At 32.1% G+C, this 19,083-nt stretch carries 17 protein-coding genes; 3 read left to right on the forward strand and 14 right to left on the reverse strand.

The window, feature by feature from the left end; genetic code table 11:
• Window positions 1-22 precede the first annotated feature (22 nt).
• From rplS to AC1EUY_RS10820, 6 genes are all read right to left on the reverse strand, one after another.
• Complete coding sequence (rplS, locus tag AC1EUY_RS10795) at window positions 23-373, reverse strand: 50S ribosomal protein L19 (RefSeq protein ID WP_480195546.1); 351 nt, start codon at window positions 371-373, stop codon at window positions 23-25.
• A gap of 106 nt (window positions 374-479) precedes the next feature.
• Window positions 480-1,166, reverse strand: a complete 687-nt coding sequence (gene trmD / locus AC1EUY_RS10800; protein ID WP_480195547.1) for a tRNA (guanosine(37)-N1)-methyltransferase TrmD — start codon at window positions 1,164-1,166, stop codon at window positions 480-482.
• A 285-nt stretch (window positions 1,167-1,451) separates the two neighbouring features.
• Window positions 1,452-2,093 carry a peptidylprolyl isomerase gene (locus AC1EUY_RS10805; RefSeq protein WP_480195548.1) on the reverse strand — a complete coding sequence of 214 codons (642 nt, stop codon included), beginning with the start codon at window positions 2,091-2,093 and terminating at the stop codon, window positions 1,452-1,454.
• Window positions 2,068-2,967 (reverse strand): TolB family protein, encoded by a 900-nt coding sequence (locus AC1EUY_RS10810; protein WP_480195549.1) that lies wholly within the window; start codon window positions 2,965-2,967, stop codon window positions 2,068-2,070. The genes AC1EUY_RS10805 and AC1EUY_RS10810 overlap by 26 nt, the downstream gene beginning before the upstream one ends.
• Window positions 2,968-2,973: 6 nt before the next feature.
• Complete coding sequence (locus tag AC1EUY_RS10815; protein WP_480195550.1) at window positions 2,974-4,470, reverse strand: S10 family peptidase; 1,497 nt, start codon at window positions 4,468-4,470, stop codon at window positions 2,974-2,976.
• Window positions 4,471-4,580: 110 nt separating this feature from the next.
• Window positions 4,581-5,150 carry a YdeI/OmpD-associated family protein gene (locus AC1EUY_RS10820; RefSeq protein ID WP_480195551.1) on the reverse strand — a complete coding sequence of 190 codons (570 nt, stop codon included), beginning with the start codon at window positions 5,148-5,150 and terminating at the stop codon, window positions 4,581-4,583.
• A gap of 67 nt (window positions 5,151-5,217) precedes the next feature.
• Here AC1EUY_RS10820 and AC1EUY_RS10825 point away from each other — a divergent pair, with 67 nt between their 5' ends.
• The 3 genes from AC1EUY_RS10825 to AC1EUY_RS10835 are packed head-to-tail and all read left to right on the forward strand — an operon-like array spanning window position 5,218 to window position 7,437.
• Window positions 5,218-5,811, forward strand: a complete 594-nt coding sequence (locus AC1EUY_RS10825; RefSeq protein WP_480195552.1) for a hypothetical protein — start codon at window positions 5,218-5,220, stop codon at window positions 5,809-5,811.
• Window positions 5,812-5,867: 56 nt separating this feature from the next.
• Window positions 5,868-6,215, forward strand: a complete 348-nt coding sequence (locus AC1EUY_RS10830; protein WP_480195553.1) for a YciI family protein — start codon at window positions 5,868-5,870, stop codon at window positions 6,213-6,215.
• Window positions 6,205-7,437 carry an RNA polymerase sigma factor gene (locus AC1EUY_RS10835; protein WP_480195554.1) on the forward strand — a complete coding sequence of 411 codons (1,233 nt, stop codon included), beginning with the start codon at window positions 6,205-6,207 and terminating at the stop codon, window positions 7,435-7,437. Before AC1EUY_RS10830 ends, AC1EUY_RS10835 begins: the two co-directional genes overlap by 11 nt.
• Window positions 7,438-7,499: 62 nt before the next feature.
• On the opposite strand, the gene AC1EUY_RS10840 is transcribed toward AC1EUY_RS10835, so the two are convergent.
• The 8 genes from AC1EUY_RS10840 to AC1EUY_RS10875 all read right to left on the reverse strand — a co-directional run bounded on the left by AC1EUY_RS10840 (window position 7,500) and on the right by AC1EUY_RS10875 (window position 19,020).
• The gene (locus AC1EUY_RS10840; protein WP_480195555.1) at window positions 7,500-8,789 is read right to left on the reverse strand and encodes an LruC domain-containing protein; all 1,290 of its coding nucleotides are present in this window, start codon (window positions 8,787-8,789) and stop codon (window positions 7,500-7,502) included.
• Window positions 8,790-8,962: 173 nt separating this feature from the next.
• The gene (locus AC1EUY_RS10845) at window positions 8,963-10,375 is read right to left on the reverse strand and encodes a DUF4842 domain-containing protein (RefSeq protein ID WP_480195556.1); all 1,413 of its coding nucleotides are present in this window, start codon (window positions 10,373-10,375) and stop codon (window positions 8,963-8,965) included.
• A gap of 590 nt (window positions 10,376-10,965) precedes the next feature.
• Window positions 10,966-11,394, reverse strand: coding sequence for a hypothetical protein (locus AC1EUY_RS10850; protein ID WP_480195557.1), 429 nt, complete (start codon window positions 11,392-11,394; stop codon window positions 10,966-10,968).
• A gap of 47 nt (window positions 11,395-11,441) precedes the next feature.
• Entirely contained in the window at window positions 11,442-11,984 is a 543-nt protein-coding gene (locus AC1EUY_RS10855; protein ID WP_480195558.1) for a DUF5655 domain-containing protein, read from the reverse strand.
• A gap of 3 nt (window positions 11,985-11,987) precedes the next feature.
• Window positions 11,988-13,004 carry a hypothetical protein gene (locus AC1EUY_RS10860; protein WP_480195559.1) on the reverse strand — a complete coding sequence of 339 codons (1,017 nt, stop codon included), beginning with the start codon at window positions 13,002-13,004 and terminating at the stop codon, window positions 11,988-11,990.
• 67 nt (window positions 13,005-13,071) lie between these two features.
• Window positions 13,072-16,356: an amidohydrolase family protein gene (locus AC1EUY_RS10865; protein ID WP_480195560.1), complete on the reverse strand. Its 3,285-nt coding sequence runs from the start codon at window positions 16,354-16,356 to the stop codon at window positions 13,072-13,074.
• A gap of 83 nt (window positions 16,357-16,439) precedes the next feature.
• Window positions 16,440-17,918 (reverse strand): M28 family peptidase, encoded by a 1,479-nt coding sequence (locus AC1EUY_RS10870; protein WP_480195561.1) that lies wholly within the window; start codon window positions 17,916-17,918, stop codon window positions 16,440-16,442.
• A 70-nt stretch (window positions 17,919-17,988) separates the two neighbouring features.
• Window positions 17,989-19,020, reverse strand: a complete 1,032-nt coding sequence (locus tag AC1EUY_RS10875; RefSeq protein ID WP_480195562.1) for an acetamidase/formamidase family protein — start codon at window positions 19,018-19,020, stop codon at window positions 17,989-17,991.
• Window positions 19,021-19,083 lie beyond the last annotated feature (63 nt).

Here is a 19,083-nt window from a genome sequence, read left to right on the forward strand (position 1 = left end):
AATAATTATTATAAAAGAACAATTAAGCGCGTTGCTCTTTAATTCTTGCTTTTTTACCAGTTAAATCTCTAAAGTAGAAAATTCTAGCTCTTCTAACTTTTCCTTTTTTGTTAACTTCAATTTTTTGAATTGCTGGTAAGTTTATCGGAAATATACGCTCTACTCCAACAGTGCCAGACATTTTTCGAATCGTAAATGTTTCAGAAGCACCGCTTCCTCTTTTTTGAATTACAACTCCTCTAAAAAACTGAGTTCTAGTTTTATTACCTTCCTTAATTTCGTAATACACTGTGATAGTATCTCCTGCTGAAAATTCAGGAACTTCTTTTTTTGCTACAAATTCGTCTTGAACAAATTTTACTAAAGAATCCATTTTTTAATTTTTAATCATTTTACAAAAGTAACATTCACGATTTTCGTCAGAGGTTAATTTTGCGAGTGCAAAGATATTAAAAAGTTTTAATTTTAGTATTAGAATATTATTTTTTTTGATTATCTAATAGATTAGGTCGTAGAAGCTTAGTTCGTTCAATAGCTTTTGTATTTCGCCATTCTTCTATTTTGGCGAAATTACCTGAAAGTAATACACTCGGCACTTTCTTATCATGATAATCTGAAGGTCTTGTATAAACTGGCGGTGCAAGTAACCCATCTTGAAAAGAATCAGAAAGCGCTGAGGTTTCATCACCTATAACCCCTGGAATAAGGCGAATAATACTATCACACAAAACTGCGGCTCCTAACTCACCTCCACTTAATACATAATCTCCAATTGAAATTTCTTTGGTAATGAATAAGTCACGAACTCTTTGATCTACTCCTTTATAATGACCACATAAAATAATGATATTCTTGCTTAAAGAAAGTGTATTGGCAGTTTTTTGATCTAAAACCTCGGCATCTGGAGTCATATATATGATCTCATCGTACGCTCTTTGAGATTTGAGTTTGGTAATACATTTATCAATAGGCTCAATCATTAATACCATACCAGCACCTCCACCAAATTGATAATCATCAATTTTACCATATCTATTTACGGCATAAGTTCTCAGATCGTGAAAATGAACTTCTACCAATCCCTTTTTTATAGCTCTATTCATAATTGAATATTCAAAAGGATTCTTAATAATTTCTGGAATTACTGATATAATGTCTATTCTCATATTGCAAAATTAACTATTTAGTGTATGATTATCACTATGAGCTTTAGGCTATTATTTTTAAGGATACTTGTTAATAAATAGAGAAGAAGAATTCGTTATTTGTTGATAATTAATAAGTTGTGCGGTAGATAAAAAAACTTTATAGACAACTTATAATTTTATAATAAAAGTTGCGTTAGTAAAGTGCATTTAATTCCCATTCCGTGGGTCAAGGTATTGAAAAGTGCTTTTTAGTACCTGCGGAATGCTTTTTTATTCTACGCTTAATTTATAAAAAAGGGATGGCTATTTAATTATATAAGCCTTTTTAATATAGTCTAATTTAGGAAATTTTTTCTTTAAATAGTTGTTTCCAAATTTATTTATTGAATCTTGCCTTTTGGTAGGAGCTTCAGCATAGCCTTGATAAAAAGATTTTACAACATCCATTCCAGATGTTACATTCGCTATAACAGGAAATCCTTTTACTCCATTGTAAGCTAAAGTATCTAACCTTGGTGAGTTGCTTTTTAAATTTATAAACAATTGTGTAGATCTTGTTTCAATTCCGCCTCGAGCAAAAGCAATAGAACCTTCTATATTTTTTTTAATAACAATTTCATCTGGAACCTTATAATGTGACCAAGAGTTATTTACTATACTATCGTTATGTATGCCAAACTGTACGACAAAATTAGGAACAGCTCTGTACAAAGCAATATTGGTATAAAAATCTGTTGAGATTAACTGATATAATCTATCTACTGCTTTAGGAGACCATGCTCTATGTGCCTCTATATCAAAATTTCCCTTTGTGGTTTCGAATCTTGCATTAAAAACCTCTGGAGCTTGCTTTTTAACCCAACTTTTTTTAAAATTTTTTGGACTACAGGAAACGAAAAAAACAAAAAGAATAAAAATACTATTCGTTACTATCTTTTTCATCATTATGCTCGGTTTTTTCGTCTATAACAATCGCTATTTTGTTTCCTAATGGGCTTACAGCTAGTCTTGTAATTCCGCCAAGGTCAAAATCATGTAAGGAAGCAAATTCAACCCAATCTTTATCTACGTTGGGTTTAAATTTATACAGTTTGTCCTCTTTTCCCATAATAATGGTACCGTCTGGTGTCCATGCCATATCTTGAGAGCCCTTAATGGCATCAACAATATACTTTTCCTCGCTATTTATGGGATCTATTGAATAAATCTCGTGATCACCATGCTCAAGACTAATGTAGCTCATTAACTCAGCGTTAGGGATTTTATGAATCGATCTTCCTATATTTTTTGCAAGCTTGTAACGTACTTTTACTTTAAGATTCGAAGCTTGCAATGTAGCTGGATCACCCAAAACAAATGATATGACCATTTTTTTATTGAACCAAGCGTGATACCCTACTTTTAGATCTTCGATTAATACCTTAGATTTTTTTCCATTAAAGTGATATAGCCATAATAACTGTGTACCATCTTCCTGCAATTTTACTGCTGTAAAGTATTTTTTTAATGGTGTTTGTATGGGTGAATATTCATTATCTTCTGTGTTTGTTATCCATGCTTTTGTTTGATTTTCTAAATTATACAGAGCAATATCTGTTTGTTCATTACGTGTCGATGCAAATAAAACACCAGTGCCGTCGAGTAAAAATGAAGGTTGATTGTCGTAAAACCCTTCATTATCAGAAATATTCACAGGATTACTTAGTTCGAAAGAAGTGCTATCTTTTTTTGTAAAATCAAAAAGATATACTTCAGTTTCTAATTGAGGATAACTAAAAGTATATAATAGTAAAAAGAGTAAGGTAATTAACTTTTTCATAGCGTGTTAATCATATTTTGCTGGCTGTCCTTTTTTAGGAGTTGTTTTTTTAATAAAAACTCGTAAATCTTCATTTGCTTTTTCAAGATCTTCTTTGCGTAGATACATCATATGACCACTTCTGTATCCTTTAAAATCAAAGCGATCTTTCATTTTTCCACTGGGGTCTATTTGCCACATAGAGTATTTTGCACTAAAATAAGTTGTAGCACCATCATAATACCCTGATTGTGTTAATACATTTAAATATGGATTCTGAGCCATCGCTTGGCGTAAACGTTCTCTTACATTATTATTGGTACGATCCCATGGGCGTACTGGGCCAAACATATTATATTTTAAATCGGTTTTATAATTTAATACTTCTCGTAAATAGTAATTAATGGCAGGAGTAAATGAATGTAGCCACGATGTGAGTTCAGCGCTATAATCAGGGCTATCTCCAGTTTCTACCTTATCGATACCTAAATAACGAGAATCTAGTCTTCCTAATGTTTTTCCATTTTTACTTCGTAATAATTCTTTCCAAAAAAAACGAGGCGTAACATCTAAATTACGCTTTAAGATTACATCTTTACTTAACCCAGAATAATATGCCATTTTTTTAGCAATACTGTTTTTTTCAGTTTCACCAATAAACCCTCCTTTAGCTAAAGCAGGAACTAATTGGTTTACTGCAAAACTCTCAGCTTCAGGTAGAATGTCGAGTAAGTCTTTATTTTGTAATTCAGTAGGCAACATTTTATGATGCCATGCTGCCGCAGTCATATACGGGAAATCAATTCCGGTAGAAACAGGCACATCAGATTCAAAAACTTTATAATCGGCAGGAGAAACTAAAATGACACCGTTTAAGTACATCCATTGATTATTTTGTAGTTCACCTGCTAATCCCATAACTCTTGTGCCGCCATAGCTTTCACCAATGATGTATTTTGGTGATTGCCAACGGTTATTTCTGGTAACAAACGTATTGATCCATTCGGCCAAGTATTTTATATCTGCATTAATACCAAAAAACTGTTTTTTATCTGGGTATTTCCCTTCTTTATTGGGGATCATTCGTGAATATCCTGTATTTACAGGATTTACATAGACAATATCTGCCACGTCTATAATTGAATAAGGGTTTTCTTTTACACCATAAGGTTGTACAGGGTAGCCTTCATCGTCAATCTTTAAAATTCTAGGACCCGTATAGGCAACATGCATCCATACAGAAGCAGAGCCAGGTCCTCCGTTAAATGAAATTATGAGCGGGCGATTTGCATCGCTTTTAATATCAGATCGCTTGTAATAGGTATAGAAAAGAGATGCAATGACTTTTCCATCTTTATCCCAAACAGGTTGTGTACCTGTTTTGGCTGTGTACGGAATTAATTTGCCTTTTATTGTAACCGTGTTTTTAGTAGCGACAGAAGTATTAGGTGATGACATTCTATCTTGAGAATACACAACTACCACGCATAAGAAAAGCACAAATGCATTTACTAATTTTTTCATCAACTATATTTTATTGTGATCGCTTGTAGGAGTGAAGCAAATCATAGCAAATATACATAATTTTTAAAGTGGAATGGTGTACTTTAACACGTAGATTTATTAACAGAACATTATCTAGACTTTATATTTTCTGTGCAAAGTTCTATAATTTTTGTAATTCTTTTTTGACGTGTTTCATCTCGCTTTGCACCATGTAACCAAGAGAGATAGCTTTTGCGATAACTTTTAGAAAATTTTTGATAATTTTTAAAAGCTCTTTGATTCGTATTAAAAGCTAGTTGTAGATCTTCAGGGATAATTCCATTTTCAACATCGTCCATGGCATACCATGAGCCGTCATCTTTGGCAACTTCAATTTTTTGAAAGCCACTTTCGTGCATAAGATTGGAAACTAATAGGTCTTTAATATATTTTTTATTGAGAGCACTCCAAGGACTTTTCGGTTTTCGAGGACAAAAATACTGACGGCGTTTTCCATTACCTAAGCCTTTCACAGTAGAATCTATCCATCCAAAACAGAGTGCAACTTTTACAGCTTCTTCCCAACGCATCGTCGGAATATTGGTTTCTAATTTATAAAAGATAAGATATATTCCATTAGGCGTATTAGCATGATTTTTAAGTAACCAATCATACCAATCTACATCACGTTCAAAATAAAGTTCTGGCTTTTCTTTCATATTGAGAATAAATTAGACCTATAAATTTATGCATTTGACTTATATTTATTGCATAAAACTTTTTACGATGAAAAACTTTTTATGTACTTTTTTTATAACTTTTACTTTATTTATGAATGCTCAAGAATCTTCTAAAGCAAAGCTTCCTTATTATAAAATTCCAATGGCTCCAGAATCTTATACCGCTGGCGCAGTAACTGCTAGAATGATTGATGGCTTAGGTTTTCGTTACTATTGGGCAACAGAAGATCTTCGAACGGAAGATCTGAATTATAAACCTAGTGAAAGCGGTAGAGCCTGTAAAGAAACTATAGACCATATATATAGTCTTTCAAATGTAATAGTAAATGCAGCTACAAAAACTGTAAATGACAGAACAGCTGTGATGAAAGAAAATTTATCTTTTGATGAGAAACGGAAAAAGACATTAAAAAATTTTAGAAAAGCTGCTGACATACTTAGAAATCAAAAAGATCTATCAGATTACAAATTAATTTTTAAAAGTGATAGAGGCACTTCAGAGTTTCCTTTTTGGAATACTATTAATGGCCCAATAGCCGATGCTATCTGGCATACAGGTCAAGTGGTTTTAATGCGTAGAGCTTCGGGTAATCCTTTTAATTCAAAAGTGAGTGTTTTTAATGGAAAATTAAGAGAATAGTTGTCCAAAATCAATTAGCACGTTTGTCTTTTAGATAAATCATTAAACATTTTAATATGAAGAAATTTATTTTATTACTACATGATGAGTTAGAAAAAGAAAAAGGATATTCTCCTGAAGAAATGCAAAAATTAGTGCAAGAGCATATGCTATGGGTTGAGAAATTATCAGAACAGGGAACTTTTCTCGGGGGAGATGGTTTAGTTCCAGATGGTATCACCATAAAAGGTAAAGATGTATTGGTACAGGATGGTCCTTATACCGAGTCAAAAGAGATCATAGGAGGCTACTATTTACTGCAGGCCAATAGTTTAGAAGAAGTCACTGAAATAGCAAAAGGATGCCCTTGTCATCATTGGGGAGGCGTTACCGAGATTAGGCCTGTTATGGATTATGAGTCTTAGCGGCAAAAAATTAACCAATAAATTTACTGAACACCTCTTTAGAAATTTCTATCAAGAGGTGTTTGCCTCTTTAGTAATTAAGTTTGGAAATCAACATGTTGATATTATTGAAGATGCCCTTCAGGAAACATTTTACAAGGCAATGAAATCTTGGAAGTTTAACGAATTTCCAGAAAGACCTATAGACTGGTTGTTTGTTGTTACCAAAAATAATGTAATTAATGAACTCAAAAAAACATCTAAATCGATTCATGATGATTTTGTAAGGGCTAGTTATGAGGAAGTAATAGAAACTACTAGCACAAAAGATGATCAGTTACAACTTTTACTAACTTGTAGTAGGTTTGATATTGAACCAAAGGCAAAACTTGTTTTTACTTTAAAAGCTATATGTGGTTTTGGAGTTTCAGAAATAGCGAATAGTTTACTACTAACAGAAGAAAATGTTTATAAAATTGGGCAACGAGTAAAAAAGAAATTAAAAAACCTTCCAAAAGATTATTTCAAAAATCCTGAGCATAAAAAAATAACATATAGTGATACTGATTACTTAGAACAGATTATTTATTTTATGTTTAACGAAGGGTATGATTCTTTTAGTAAATCTTCTATAACAGCTATTAATAAGGAAATTTGCTTTCAAGCAATACGATTAGCTCATCTATTGGAAGAGCAGCTCTCTATTAACTCTACGAAAAATCTTTTGGCTTTATTTTATTTTCTTGTAGCTCGCTTTGAATCTCGTATGAATGATAAAGGTGAATTTGTATCTCTAAGAAAACAAGATAGAGAAAAATGGGATAATCATTTAATACAATTAGGATTTAAATACCTTACCAAACCTGCAAATTTAAACCGCTTTTACCTTGAGGCTTTAATAGCTTCTTTACACTCAACCGCGCCAACTTTTAAAAAAACAGCGTGGAGAGAAATATTAAAATTGTATGATGCGTTATTAGCGTTGCAGGATACGGCTATTGTTAGACTAAATAGAGCTATTTGTTTATTTGAAATAGGAAGCCATAAAGAAGCTAAGGAAGCTTTAGATGAAATTAAAAATCAGTTAGAAGATTCTTATGTGTACTACTCTGTGAGTATGGCAGAATACTTAGAAAATAAAGATATAGTACTTTCAAAATTTTGGTATGAGAAAAGTTTACATAACACTAAACAATTGTTTCGAAAGAAGTTAATTGAAGCAAAAATGACCAATAACTTATAAGCGAATCTTTTAAATAAATAAAGACTTAAGTAATGTTACTTAAGTCTTTATTTATTTTGTTACTAATTACAATTAAATACTTTTGAAGAATCTGCTAAATTGTTTGCCCAATTTGGTGTCCAACCTGCGGTTAAGCTAGTAAAATTAGGATAAGGTATTGTTACAGCAACCTCTTCTAAAGGCCATTGCCAATCTAAAGGAATAATTATACCATTAGGATATTCTTGATCATCTGTACTTACCCAAGTATCTCTATTAGAGATTTCATAAATATATAAATCATATTTATCTGTACCATAAGGTTCAAACGGATAAACCGTTATAAATGGCTCATAAGGTTGTGTTGCATCATAAACAAAGTCACCATTAGTAGTAATAACAATCTCTCGGGTAGCATTAGGTGTACAAGTTGCATCTCCAAGTTCAGTATTAGCTGCATAACCATTAGAACCAACATTCTCAGCTGGTAATACCGTTTTAGTACTTTCAAACACAGTTACCGTATAATATGTACCGTTAAGCTCTACATTATCAGCTCCAAATATACCATCGATACCTGTTGTAGGGATATTGAACTTAAATTCATGATCAAAAGCAGCACCTCTTGCTTTAGCTAAGAAAGTAACTTTTAATTCATCACTAGATTTAATAACATCTGCCTTAATAACTAAATCATTATAATCGGCGTCGTTACCAATATTTTGTAAATCTTCCCATGCATATGTAAAGTTAATTGTTTCTGTACATTCTTCTGCACAAAACTCAAAATAAACAGACCAATTTCTACCTGGGAACTGCTTGGCCTCATCTAAATTCGTTACTCCGTTGTCAGAAGCATCACATAAACCACCCCATGCTGTTTCTCCATTTGAAAGAGCAGCGTGCGAAGCTATATAGATACAATCTGCACCACCATTAGCATCTACATATGATTTAGGAATTAAAACGGTATGTGATGTAACCATCTCATCACTACCAAATTCTTTTTTGTATTCAAATTTTCCAGGAATAGCACCACCGTTGCTAACTTTTTTAGCAGCTTTAAATTCTTCTATTGAATTAAAAACATCAAGATGTACTTCTTCTAGATATACATCTGGTTTTGTTACATTATAAGTAACGTACAAGTCACCATTGCTTTCGGCAACATCTATTGTACCTACGTATATGTGTTGACCAGCAACGAGACATACTTGTTTACATGCATCTGGTACTTGACCAGTAAATTCACTTAATTTTAATTGTGAAGGTTTTCCTTGCTCACTATTATTTTCGATGAGTACTTCTGAAGTGTCATTACTACAGCTAAATGTAAACATAGCAATAGTAATTAACATGATAAATTTTCTCATAGCAATATGGGGATTAATGTTAATTAAGACAAATATAATATTTTTTTTGACATATAGGGTTAATTGTTAGTTATTTGTGAATTTTTATAGATGAAAAAATGTAAAGATTTTCTAAAAAAAAGGCTTGAATCTACATTCGATTCAAGCCTTTTTAAATTATTTATAGATTAAAATTAATTACAATTAAATACTTTTGAAGGATCACCTAAATTAGAAGCCCAATCTGGATTCCAACCAGCACTTAAACTTGTGAAATCTGGATATCCAGCTGAAATTCTTACTTCTTCTAATGGCCATTTCCAATCCTGAGGAATAACAATACCATTAGGATATTCTTGACCATGCCCATCAACCCAAGTATCTCTGTTTGAGATTTCATAGATATAAAGGTCATATTTTTCTGTACCAAATGGAGCAAATGGAGTAACTGTAATAAATGGCTCGTAAGGTTTTGTTGAATCATAAACAAAATCGCTATTTGTTTTAATTACTACTTCCTTATCGGCATTTGGTGTACATGTAGTATCTCCAGGCTCAGTGTTGGCAGAGTATCCATTAGGACCAATATATTCTGCTGGTAAAACAGCTTTTGTACTATTAAACACCGTTACAATATAATGACCATCAACTAGTTCAACATTTTCAGCACCTAAAATTTCATTGATACCAGTAGCGGGAATTTTAAATTTGAATTCGTGATCGAAATCAGCTCCTCTAGCTCTTGCAGAGAAATTTACCTTTAATTCACTACTCGATTTCGCTACGGTTGCTTGTATTACAAGATCATTATAATCTGTATCATTTCCTATATTTTTTAAATCTTCCCAAGCATAGGTAAAACTTACATCTTCTTTACAATCTTCTTTGCAATATTCAAAAGATCTTACCCAATCACCGAAATAGTAACATCCTGAGTAATATGAATAATAGTACTGTTGTGTTAAATTCTTCGCATAAGCAAATGCAGAATAGTAACATTGACTATATTCATCATAAATTTTCGCATAGGCAACCACTTCAAAACAGTCGAGATTGATTGACGATAACGGAATCACATAAGTAGCTTTTTTCTGACCACCGTAATAATAAGGGAACGCTTTATAATTAAAATTGTAAAGGTCAGGAAAACCATTGGAATAAAAAGGAATCTGCCCTTTTTCACCGATATAAAAATATACTTTTTTCATATACTTATAATCGTTGGCTCTAACGGTAATGTAAAGATTCTCTTCATCGTTTGAAACTTTTACGGTACCTACTTGTTTTTTGTAATAACCAACTAGTAGTGGTATGGTTTTAGTTTCACCACATTTTAATTCATTTACTTTGTGTTGATTAAGATCTGAGGGTCTTAGAAGGTTATAGTTATGATAATAACTCTTCGTGTTGATTAGCTCTTCAGAAGGAGCTTCTTCTTCTTCTTTTTCTTCGCTTTCAAGTCCCATTGATCCGTTTTTCTCAAAAAAATCAGGTTCGATTTTTGATTTTTCGGTTCCGATAAGAACTTCATTTGGTTCGCTCTCACACGAACTTAAAAAAAATGCAAATGCAATGCATAAACTAACTAATAAGTAGCTTTTTTTCATAACTTTGTAGGGGTTTAAATTAATAGTGCTACAAAAGAACAAAAAAAATGTTAAAATTTATATAGAAAAATAACAAACAGTATTTTTTTATATGTAAATGGTAGTAATATCTTGATAAATAGATTATTTATAATATTAAACCATTTAAACTTTTTCAATTGGCTAAAAAATTGCTCTTTTTCATTCATTTTTATCTTTTTTTCTTCCGTAACCCTACTATGCAGCTCGAAAAAGCTTTCAAATAACCAAAAAATTGCTAATTTTCGCTATAGACCAAAAAGTTTAAATAGCTTCAGTAAGTAATTTGAATTGATTATTTTAGGCTTTAAATTTTGAGCGGTCCATATTTAATAAGTGAATTAATCTTTATAAAATTAGGAGAGATTTAATATTGTATTAATGCAGCACTCAAAAGAATTTAAGAAATAGTTCTTAAGTGAAATATCGTTTAAGGGAAGAGAATTTTACATGCATTAGTATATCACTTTTATGATAGTAAGCTGATTAACATACAAATTTAAAATCTATATAAAATGCAGTAACATTTAAGAAATTGTGATAAAAATCTTAAAAATGTAATTTAGTTAATGTTAGTTTACTAATTCATATTCTAAACCAGGACCGTCACAAGCCAACCAAGTGCCTCTAAGTTTAGTAGCCGAAATTATCCAATAAGTCTCTTTATTGTTGCCGTAGCAATTGCCAACTAATTCATTTTTTTCAGGAAAAGTAAGTTCAAGATATTTACCATCTTCTAAATTTAAATAAGTGTAAGTCCCTTCAGCTACTATATTTTTACCATTTTTAATTCTAGTTTTTATAAAGGTATTATCTGTCTTTAGGGCAATTGTTTCTTGCCACTCCATATTAGAACCCGTAGTTTCGGAACTAGCAAAACTTCCAGACATCTGCACTAGTTTCCAAGTTTGTTGACCATTTTTTGTACTGTCGTTATCTATGGGATTACTAGAACAAGAAGCCATAATAAATAATAGAAAAAGAGATAAAAAGCTTTTCATTTTTTTAGTAGTTTATTGTAAGATGAAAACTAACTTGAAAGGTTGCGCTAAACAGATGCGTCATAGGCTTCTTTGATCCACCCTAATACTTCTTGATCAACTTGATCTGTAGAAATCAATTGCACTCTGTGTGTACACATAGTTCCAAACGGTCCAGAATTACCTAACCTACCTTCTATCGATTTTCCTTTTAACTTTAGACCAAGATCGATTCTTGTTTTTGTAGCTGGCTTTATCAAAGCAAATTGATGTTTTCTAATTAAACTTACACTGTTTTTTTTTGGTGTATTAGTAATATCATTACCAAATTTTGAAATTTCTGTAATCAGCTTATCATAAATAGGTCTTAAGGATTCTTTACCTATATACTGATTTTTTAAAAGATCATCATCAGAACTTTGGTCATTTTTAGAAAGTGTTACAATAGTATTTGCAAAACCATGCGTAACCCCGTGCTCATTTTTTAAAAATTTTACGGCTTCACCATGCTTAGAGAATTTTTTTTCTTTTAAGATGGTTGTCCATTCTTGTAACGATTTACCTGTTTTTTCAGGCATATTATTGATCATTGTTTGAAGTGCTTTTTGCATAGTTTAAGAATTTAATCGTGATTCTATTTCATCTTTAAAAACTTCTTTCTTATCTAAGAAAAAAGCAATTTTTTCATACGTTTTATTAAACCCATAAAATCTTGAAAGTATATTTTCCTTTTTTAAATGAAGTATTATATTGTGACCTTCTACATCTGCTAAAGGAGATAACTTTTTTATTTTTTTATTGTTTTCAATTTCTTTATTTGATAATTCTATGAACTCTATATCGTCTATATCTATTATAGTTTCATTAAGTATTCCATATCTTAAATAAACTTTATTATTTGAAATCATAATAGGTCGTTTAGCAAGAGATTTTACGATGGCTAAAATTTGTATTCCAGAATAAATACTTAACCCTGTTAATATCCAGGCTATAGATACATTCCATTTTGAAATCACAATATGTGCTACAATTGTTTCAATAATTATAATGAATAGCAACGCGATGAGGAGTGTTACACTTCCGGTATTTTTATGATATGAAAATTCATTTTTATTTAATTCTCTTCTTTTCCAATTAATAAAACCATAATAAAAAACAGCTATTTCGGTTGCTAGGAATATTGCCATTTTTCCACTCATAATTTCTTGAGATACATTTTTTGCTATTGTAAAAAAATCAGTTGATTTGTCTTCATATCTCTTAAATAACTTGGTAACCTTAAAAATTTTATATCCAACATAAAATAATGCCCCTATTTCAATAAGTGGTACAAGCCATGTTTTGATAAAGTTGAGAGGATACTGGTACTCGCCAGGAATTATGGAAAAACCAATTAATAAACCAATAAAAAATACAGGAATTACGGTAGTTTTTAGAATTTTCTTTTTCCTTATAAGCAAATAGTAGATAATGGGAATTGTTAATAATAAATCTAGAATAATGGCATTAGATAACGGTTTTGAATATTGAACAAAATAAGATGATTTAGCTAGCCATACTAGGCTCAATATCAAAACAGAAGGAATACTAAATACAATAAAAATGTTATTAAATAGAGTTGATTTCTTCATAGTAATAAATTTATGTATTCTACTTAATAAGTCTATTTTTAGTTAGATATGTTACCAATAATTTGGTTTAATTTTTATGTCCTAACGTGCACCCGCACCCTGGTATTGTAAAGCTTTGTGCTTCTTCATGCCATTGGAATGATTGATTGTATTTATTATTTTCCCAATAGAATTTAGTTCGTGCTTTTTCAATATTACCAATTTCATTCATAGTCTCAGTATCATATAATCTACCATTAACCATTGTATAACGAACACTTTCTGTGTTTAAAATATCGTCTAAAGGGTTTTTATCGAGCACAATTAAGTCAGCAAGTTTTCCTACTTCTAAAGAACCAATTTCATTACCCATGCCAATGTATTCTGCACCGTTTAATGTTGCAGCTCGTAAAGCTTCTAAGTTGGTCATACCACCTTGTTGTAACATCCATAACTCCCAATGTGCTCCCAAACCTTGTAATTGCCCATGTGCTCCTAGATTTACCTTGACTCCAGCATCAGTTAATGCTTTACAGGTTTTGGAAGTGAGTATATGACCGTTCTCATATTCCTCTATGGGTATCATAGTTCTATGGCGTGATCTAGCATCAATAATGCTTCTAGGTGTATATTTTAGAAGTTTTTCATTTTCCCAAATATTATCTTTTTGATACCAGTAGTATTCACCGCTCATCCCCGCATAATTTACAATTAGCGTAGGTGTGTAACCTGTTTGGCTATTGCTCCAAAGTGTAATAACATCTTTATAAACTGGAGCGATGGGTATATTGTGTTCAATACCAGTGTGCCCATCCATAATCATATTCATGTTATGATAAAAAGTAGAACCTCCTTCAGGAACTACAAAAATGCCTTCTTCACGTGCGGCTTGCAAAATCTGCTGACGTTGTTCCCTACGAGGTTGGTTATAACTTTTAACAGATTTTGCTCCAAAAGCTTTAGTTCTTCTTATAGCAGAACGTGCATCTTCTAAACTATTTACTACTGCTTTAAAATCTCCATCAGCACCATATAAGATAACACCAGTAGAGTAAAGGCGAGGGCCTACCATTGTTCCATTTTTTATGAGCTCAGCCATGGCAAAAATAGACTCAGAATTGGCCGAAGGATCATGGGCTGTTGTAACACCGTAAGCTAGATTGGCGTAATGTTGCCAGTGTTTTTGAGTTGAAAGACCATACCTAAATCCACCTACATGTGCATGTGCATCAACGATACCAGGCATTATTGTTTTGCCAGAAACATCAAATATTTTTGCGCCCTTAGGTATAGAAATTTCATTTGTGTTACCAATAGCTTCAATTTTATTTTCATTAATAATGATTGTGCCATTTTCGATAACTTGATCCTTATTCATGGTAATAATGCGAGCGTTTATAAAAGCAATTTTACCGTTAGGTTTATCACTTTTAGCAATTAAATCGATTTTAATGCCTTTTTCTGTAATTGGTAGAATACTATCTGGTGAATTTTTTAAAAAGGTAAATCTATCAGCTATTGTATTAGAAAAATATTCATCGCCTAAAGTCCAGTAAACATTCTTACTGTTATTAGACCAATGTAAGTTGATACCAGCATCTTTTGATAGTTGAGAAACAGGAACTACCTTAGTTTTATCATCTAAATCTATTGTTTTTCCTGTTATGAGTAGGGGTGCTACATATGCCTTGTGTAAATGACTAAAAGCGATCCATTTATTATCTGGGCTCGGTACTAAACGGTTTGCGTATTTAGACTTTACATGTGTTCTTTCTTCTTTCCCGTTAAGGTCTATGCTTTTTAATTCTTTTGTTAAGCTTCCAAATAGATAACCGCCTGTTTGATACAGTATTCTTGAATCATCTTTGCTAAATGAAGGGTAGTCTCCACTTTTAGTCAATCGTTTAGTATTTGAACCGTCAACATTCATAATGTAAATCCCGGTATTTTTTGCAAATGTTCTACCTTGATCTCCGTTCCCATTTTGCTTTACATAGGCAATCTTGGTACCACTATTATTGAATGACGGATTTCTATAAATTCCTTTTTTTGAAGTTAATTTTGTTGGAGTTCCTCCTTTAGCAGGAATTTTATAAACTGCTCCTAAGTTTTCATCATTCCAAGTAACATAAACTATAAATTTACCATCAGGTGAAAAATTGGGTTCTGATTCAAAATCGGTTCCTTCTGTTAGTCTTTTGGGTTTTCCATTAGGGAGTTTTTTTAACCATAAATATCCAAGTGCATTAAAAACGATTGATTTTTCATCAGGTGAGGTTACTGCGCCACGAATCACTTTGGTTGTAAAATTCTCTTCAAAAACAGGATATTTAAACTTTACTGTTTCGGCAATTTTAATTTTAGCCTCAGCTTTAAATGGAATAGTATTAACTTTAAGTGTGTTGATATTTATGTTATGAATTTTTCCTTTTGACCAAAAAACAATTTCTTCATTATTTGGCATCCAGCTAAAACTAGGATATACACCAAATATAGCCCAAGCTTCTTGCTGATCTTTGTTTAAATTATCGTAAACTGGCCATTCTTCACCAGTCTCTAAATCATGAATAAACAATACAGATTTAGTTCTAACACGTTTTACAAAAGCTAATTTTTTACCATTTCTAGATATCTGAGGTCTAGCGGCACTGCCTGGTCCACCAGTAATAGTTTCGATTTCGCTATTTTCGAAATTGTAACGTTTAATAGCATAAATTTGTTTATTAGGGTCTTTATTATATTGAAAGAACCCACCAGGATATACGTCTTCACTATAATATAAATATTTACCATCTAATGAGGCGTTTGGTTCATTAACATCTTGTTGATCATTTTTGCGTTTTGTGATTTGGGTTCCTGAGCCACCAGTGATATGATACATCCATAGTTCACCAGCACCTAAAGAGCGTTGTGAGGTAAAGTGTTTACGTGCAATAATATATTCACCATCTGCAGACCAAGTTCCATTATTTAGTAGTCTAAATTTTTCTTTGGTTATTTGTTTTGCATTAGAACCATCTGCATTCATTATCCAGATATTGTCACCACCACCTGCGTCACTTGTAAATAGTATTTTAGAACCATCTGGGCTAAATCTTGGTTGTACTTCATAAGGAAGCCCTTGTCTTAGAAGTGTAGCTTTTCCTCCAGCAATAGGCATCTTATAAATGTCTCCGAGTAAATCGAATACTATTTCTTTTCCATCTGGACTCACATCAAGGTTCATCCAAGTGCCTTCGTCTGTAGATAGTTGTACTTCTTTAAAATTGAAATTACCTTGAGGATTAGAAATATCCCATTTTTCGCTCTTTTTTTCTTGGGCGCTTACAGTTGTTATGATTCCGATAAGTAAAAGAAAAAGATTTTTTTTCATTTTAAAAAAGTTTGAGTTAGTTAGAAGGTGTAGGTATATAAAAGCAGTAACAATTACTTTCTTGTTACTGCTTTAGTTTAAATTTAATGTTTGATGGTTTTAGTACCATAAAGTTTTTTACCAGCTTCGTAATATTTATCACCTTTTGTCCAAAAAGGAGTTTCAGAGTCGTTTGCGATTAACCTACATGCTAATACATAAGATTTGAAGAATTTTTCAAGATAATCGTAGTCCATACTATCAGGATTATCGGCTTGCTGATGATAATATTTACCAATTTCTGCATCAAAAGCAGTAAAGCCCATGCTGTAGGTTGGTGCGGGAACTCCCTTGGCTGCAAAATGAACATTATCAGACCTGTCAAATAATCCCTGTTCTGGAGCAGGATCGTCAATAGCTTTTAATCCAAAAGCTTCTGCTGCTTTTTTAATATGTGCTTCAGCTGTTGTTCTTCCTAAACCTATAATTGTAGCTATACTAGTATCATTATAACCTCCATTATCACTATTAAAACAATATACCATTTTATTTAATGGAATTACTGGGTGTTCTACGTACCATTCACTACCTAATAAACCTTTTTCCTCTCCTGTAAATAAAATAAACAGTGCAGAGCGTTTTGTCGGGTATTTAGCAATGTTTTCTGCGGCACTTAGTACAGTTACTGTACCTACTGCATTATCGCGTGCACCATTATATATCGAGTCTTTTTCTGCATTAGGCTTACCAACACCAACATGGTCATAGTGTGCTGAATAAATTATAAACTGATCTTTTAATTTAGGGTCGGAACCCTCTACCATACCTACTACATTTTTTGCCTTAACTTCTAGTTTTTCAATACCATCTATTTTCAAACTCGCAGTAATATTTTTTTCAGCAGAAAGCTTTTGAGCTACACTACCATTTGTGTTCTTCATCCAAACATGCACAAAATTTTCGTCATCATTAGCTTCTAAGCCTAATTTATCTTCATTGAAAAAATGTGAAAATCGACTCCACGTTTGATCATCAACATTTGCTATTTCAACAATGCCAATTGCTCCTTTTTCTATTGCTAATCTTCTTTTTTCTCTTGAGATACCAAATGCACCTCGTGGGCTTTCATCTTCAGCATTTCCAGCTTTAGCAACAATTAATTTTCCAGTTACATTTTTTCCAGTGTAATCATTTTCTAAGCCATAGTTTACATAAATAGCTTCACCATTAAAATCTAAATTTTTAGCTTTTAGTGTTAATAATTTTTGAGTAGAAATCGAATTCAATTTTAGCGAAGTGTTTTTAGCGGCGGTAACCTTTTGTAATGCTACATTTTGATAATAACTACCATTATTTGCAGGTTTTACTCCATAACGTCTAAAAGAGTTTGCTAAATAGGAAGCTGCAATATCAATTTCTGGGGTTCCTGTTTCTCTACCTCTAAGCTCATCAGAAGCTAAAAAATAGATGTGCCCTTCAATATCATTTTTAGAAACAGTTGACTTCGTTTTTTCAACATCAGTTTGAGCATTACAAAGTAAAGTAACTATAAATGTAAGCGATAAAAGTATTATTTTTTTCATGAGATTTGTTTAAAGTGTGCTAAAGGTAATTGAATATAAAATGAATTTCAAAAATTTAACTAAAAGGATATTATTGACTATTGAAGATTTCTTTAGAAATATGCATTGCTACCAACATATGGGGCACGTCTACTGTTTCAGCAATTTTTAGATTTCCAGCCAAAGAGCACAATGCATAGGCTTCTAACTCAGATAAATTATGCTCATGTTTTAAATAATCAATCATATAAAGCGTTGCTTTTCTTGCAGCTTCATCTATGGTAGTACCAAAACCAGTGGTTGCATAATAATCTTCTGTTTCGTATTGCGGTTCTTTAATAGTTTTGTTTTTAATTACATCGAGTTGATAAATAAAACGCATAGGCGCTTCAATAGCTGTACCACAAACTTCGCCGAGTCCTTGAACAGCATGGGCGTCACCGATAGAAAATAAAGCACCTTCAACAAAAATGGGAAAGTAAACTGTTGTTCCTTCTACGAGATTCGGATCATCCATATTACCGCCATTAGCTCTTGGTGGAATGGTGGATAGCATATCACCTGTCGCAGGAGCAACTCCCATTACTCCAGGAAATGGTTTTAACGGTATTTTTATACGAGTATTAAAATCGATGTACTTTTTATCTTTACCAAGGCTATAAGTTTTTAGATAAGTACCTTTAACAGAATCGGCTACAAAACTAAACCCTGGAAAGATCGCATTCCAACCCCATGCACCCATTTCAATTTTATGTAGGGTTACTTTTAATACATCACCAGGCTTTGCATTTTCAACATAAATAGGACCTGTTAATGGATGTATAGGATCAAATTTTAGTGAATCTAAAACTGAAACGTGAGAGTCTATTGAAATTTGTTCATCGCTAGCGTCTTCGGTAAAAGCTTCTATAATGGCTCCTGATTTCACACTGAGAACAGGAGGAATGCTACTACTAAACTTATTATGAGTTTGATCTTTCGTTAAGGTAAAATCAGGTTTAATCTCCTGTTTTTGTATCACATAGGTTTCCTCTACATCTAGTTTTTGCTGATTACAGGAAGTAAGTATTAAATTCATAAAAAGTATGATTGTATAATACTTGATTAGTTTTAATTGATTCATTTTGATTAGTTTAAAGAATTAAATTTAAAACTACTAAAATATTTCGTATTTAATACCTTTGCT

The sequence above is a fragment of the Maritimimonas sp. 2210JD6-3 genome, from assembly GCF_056591795.1.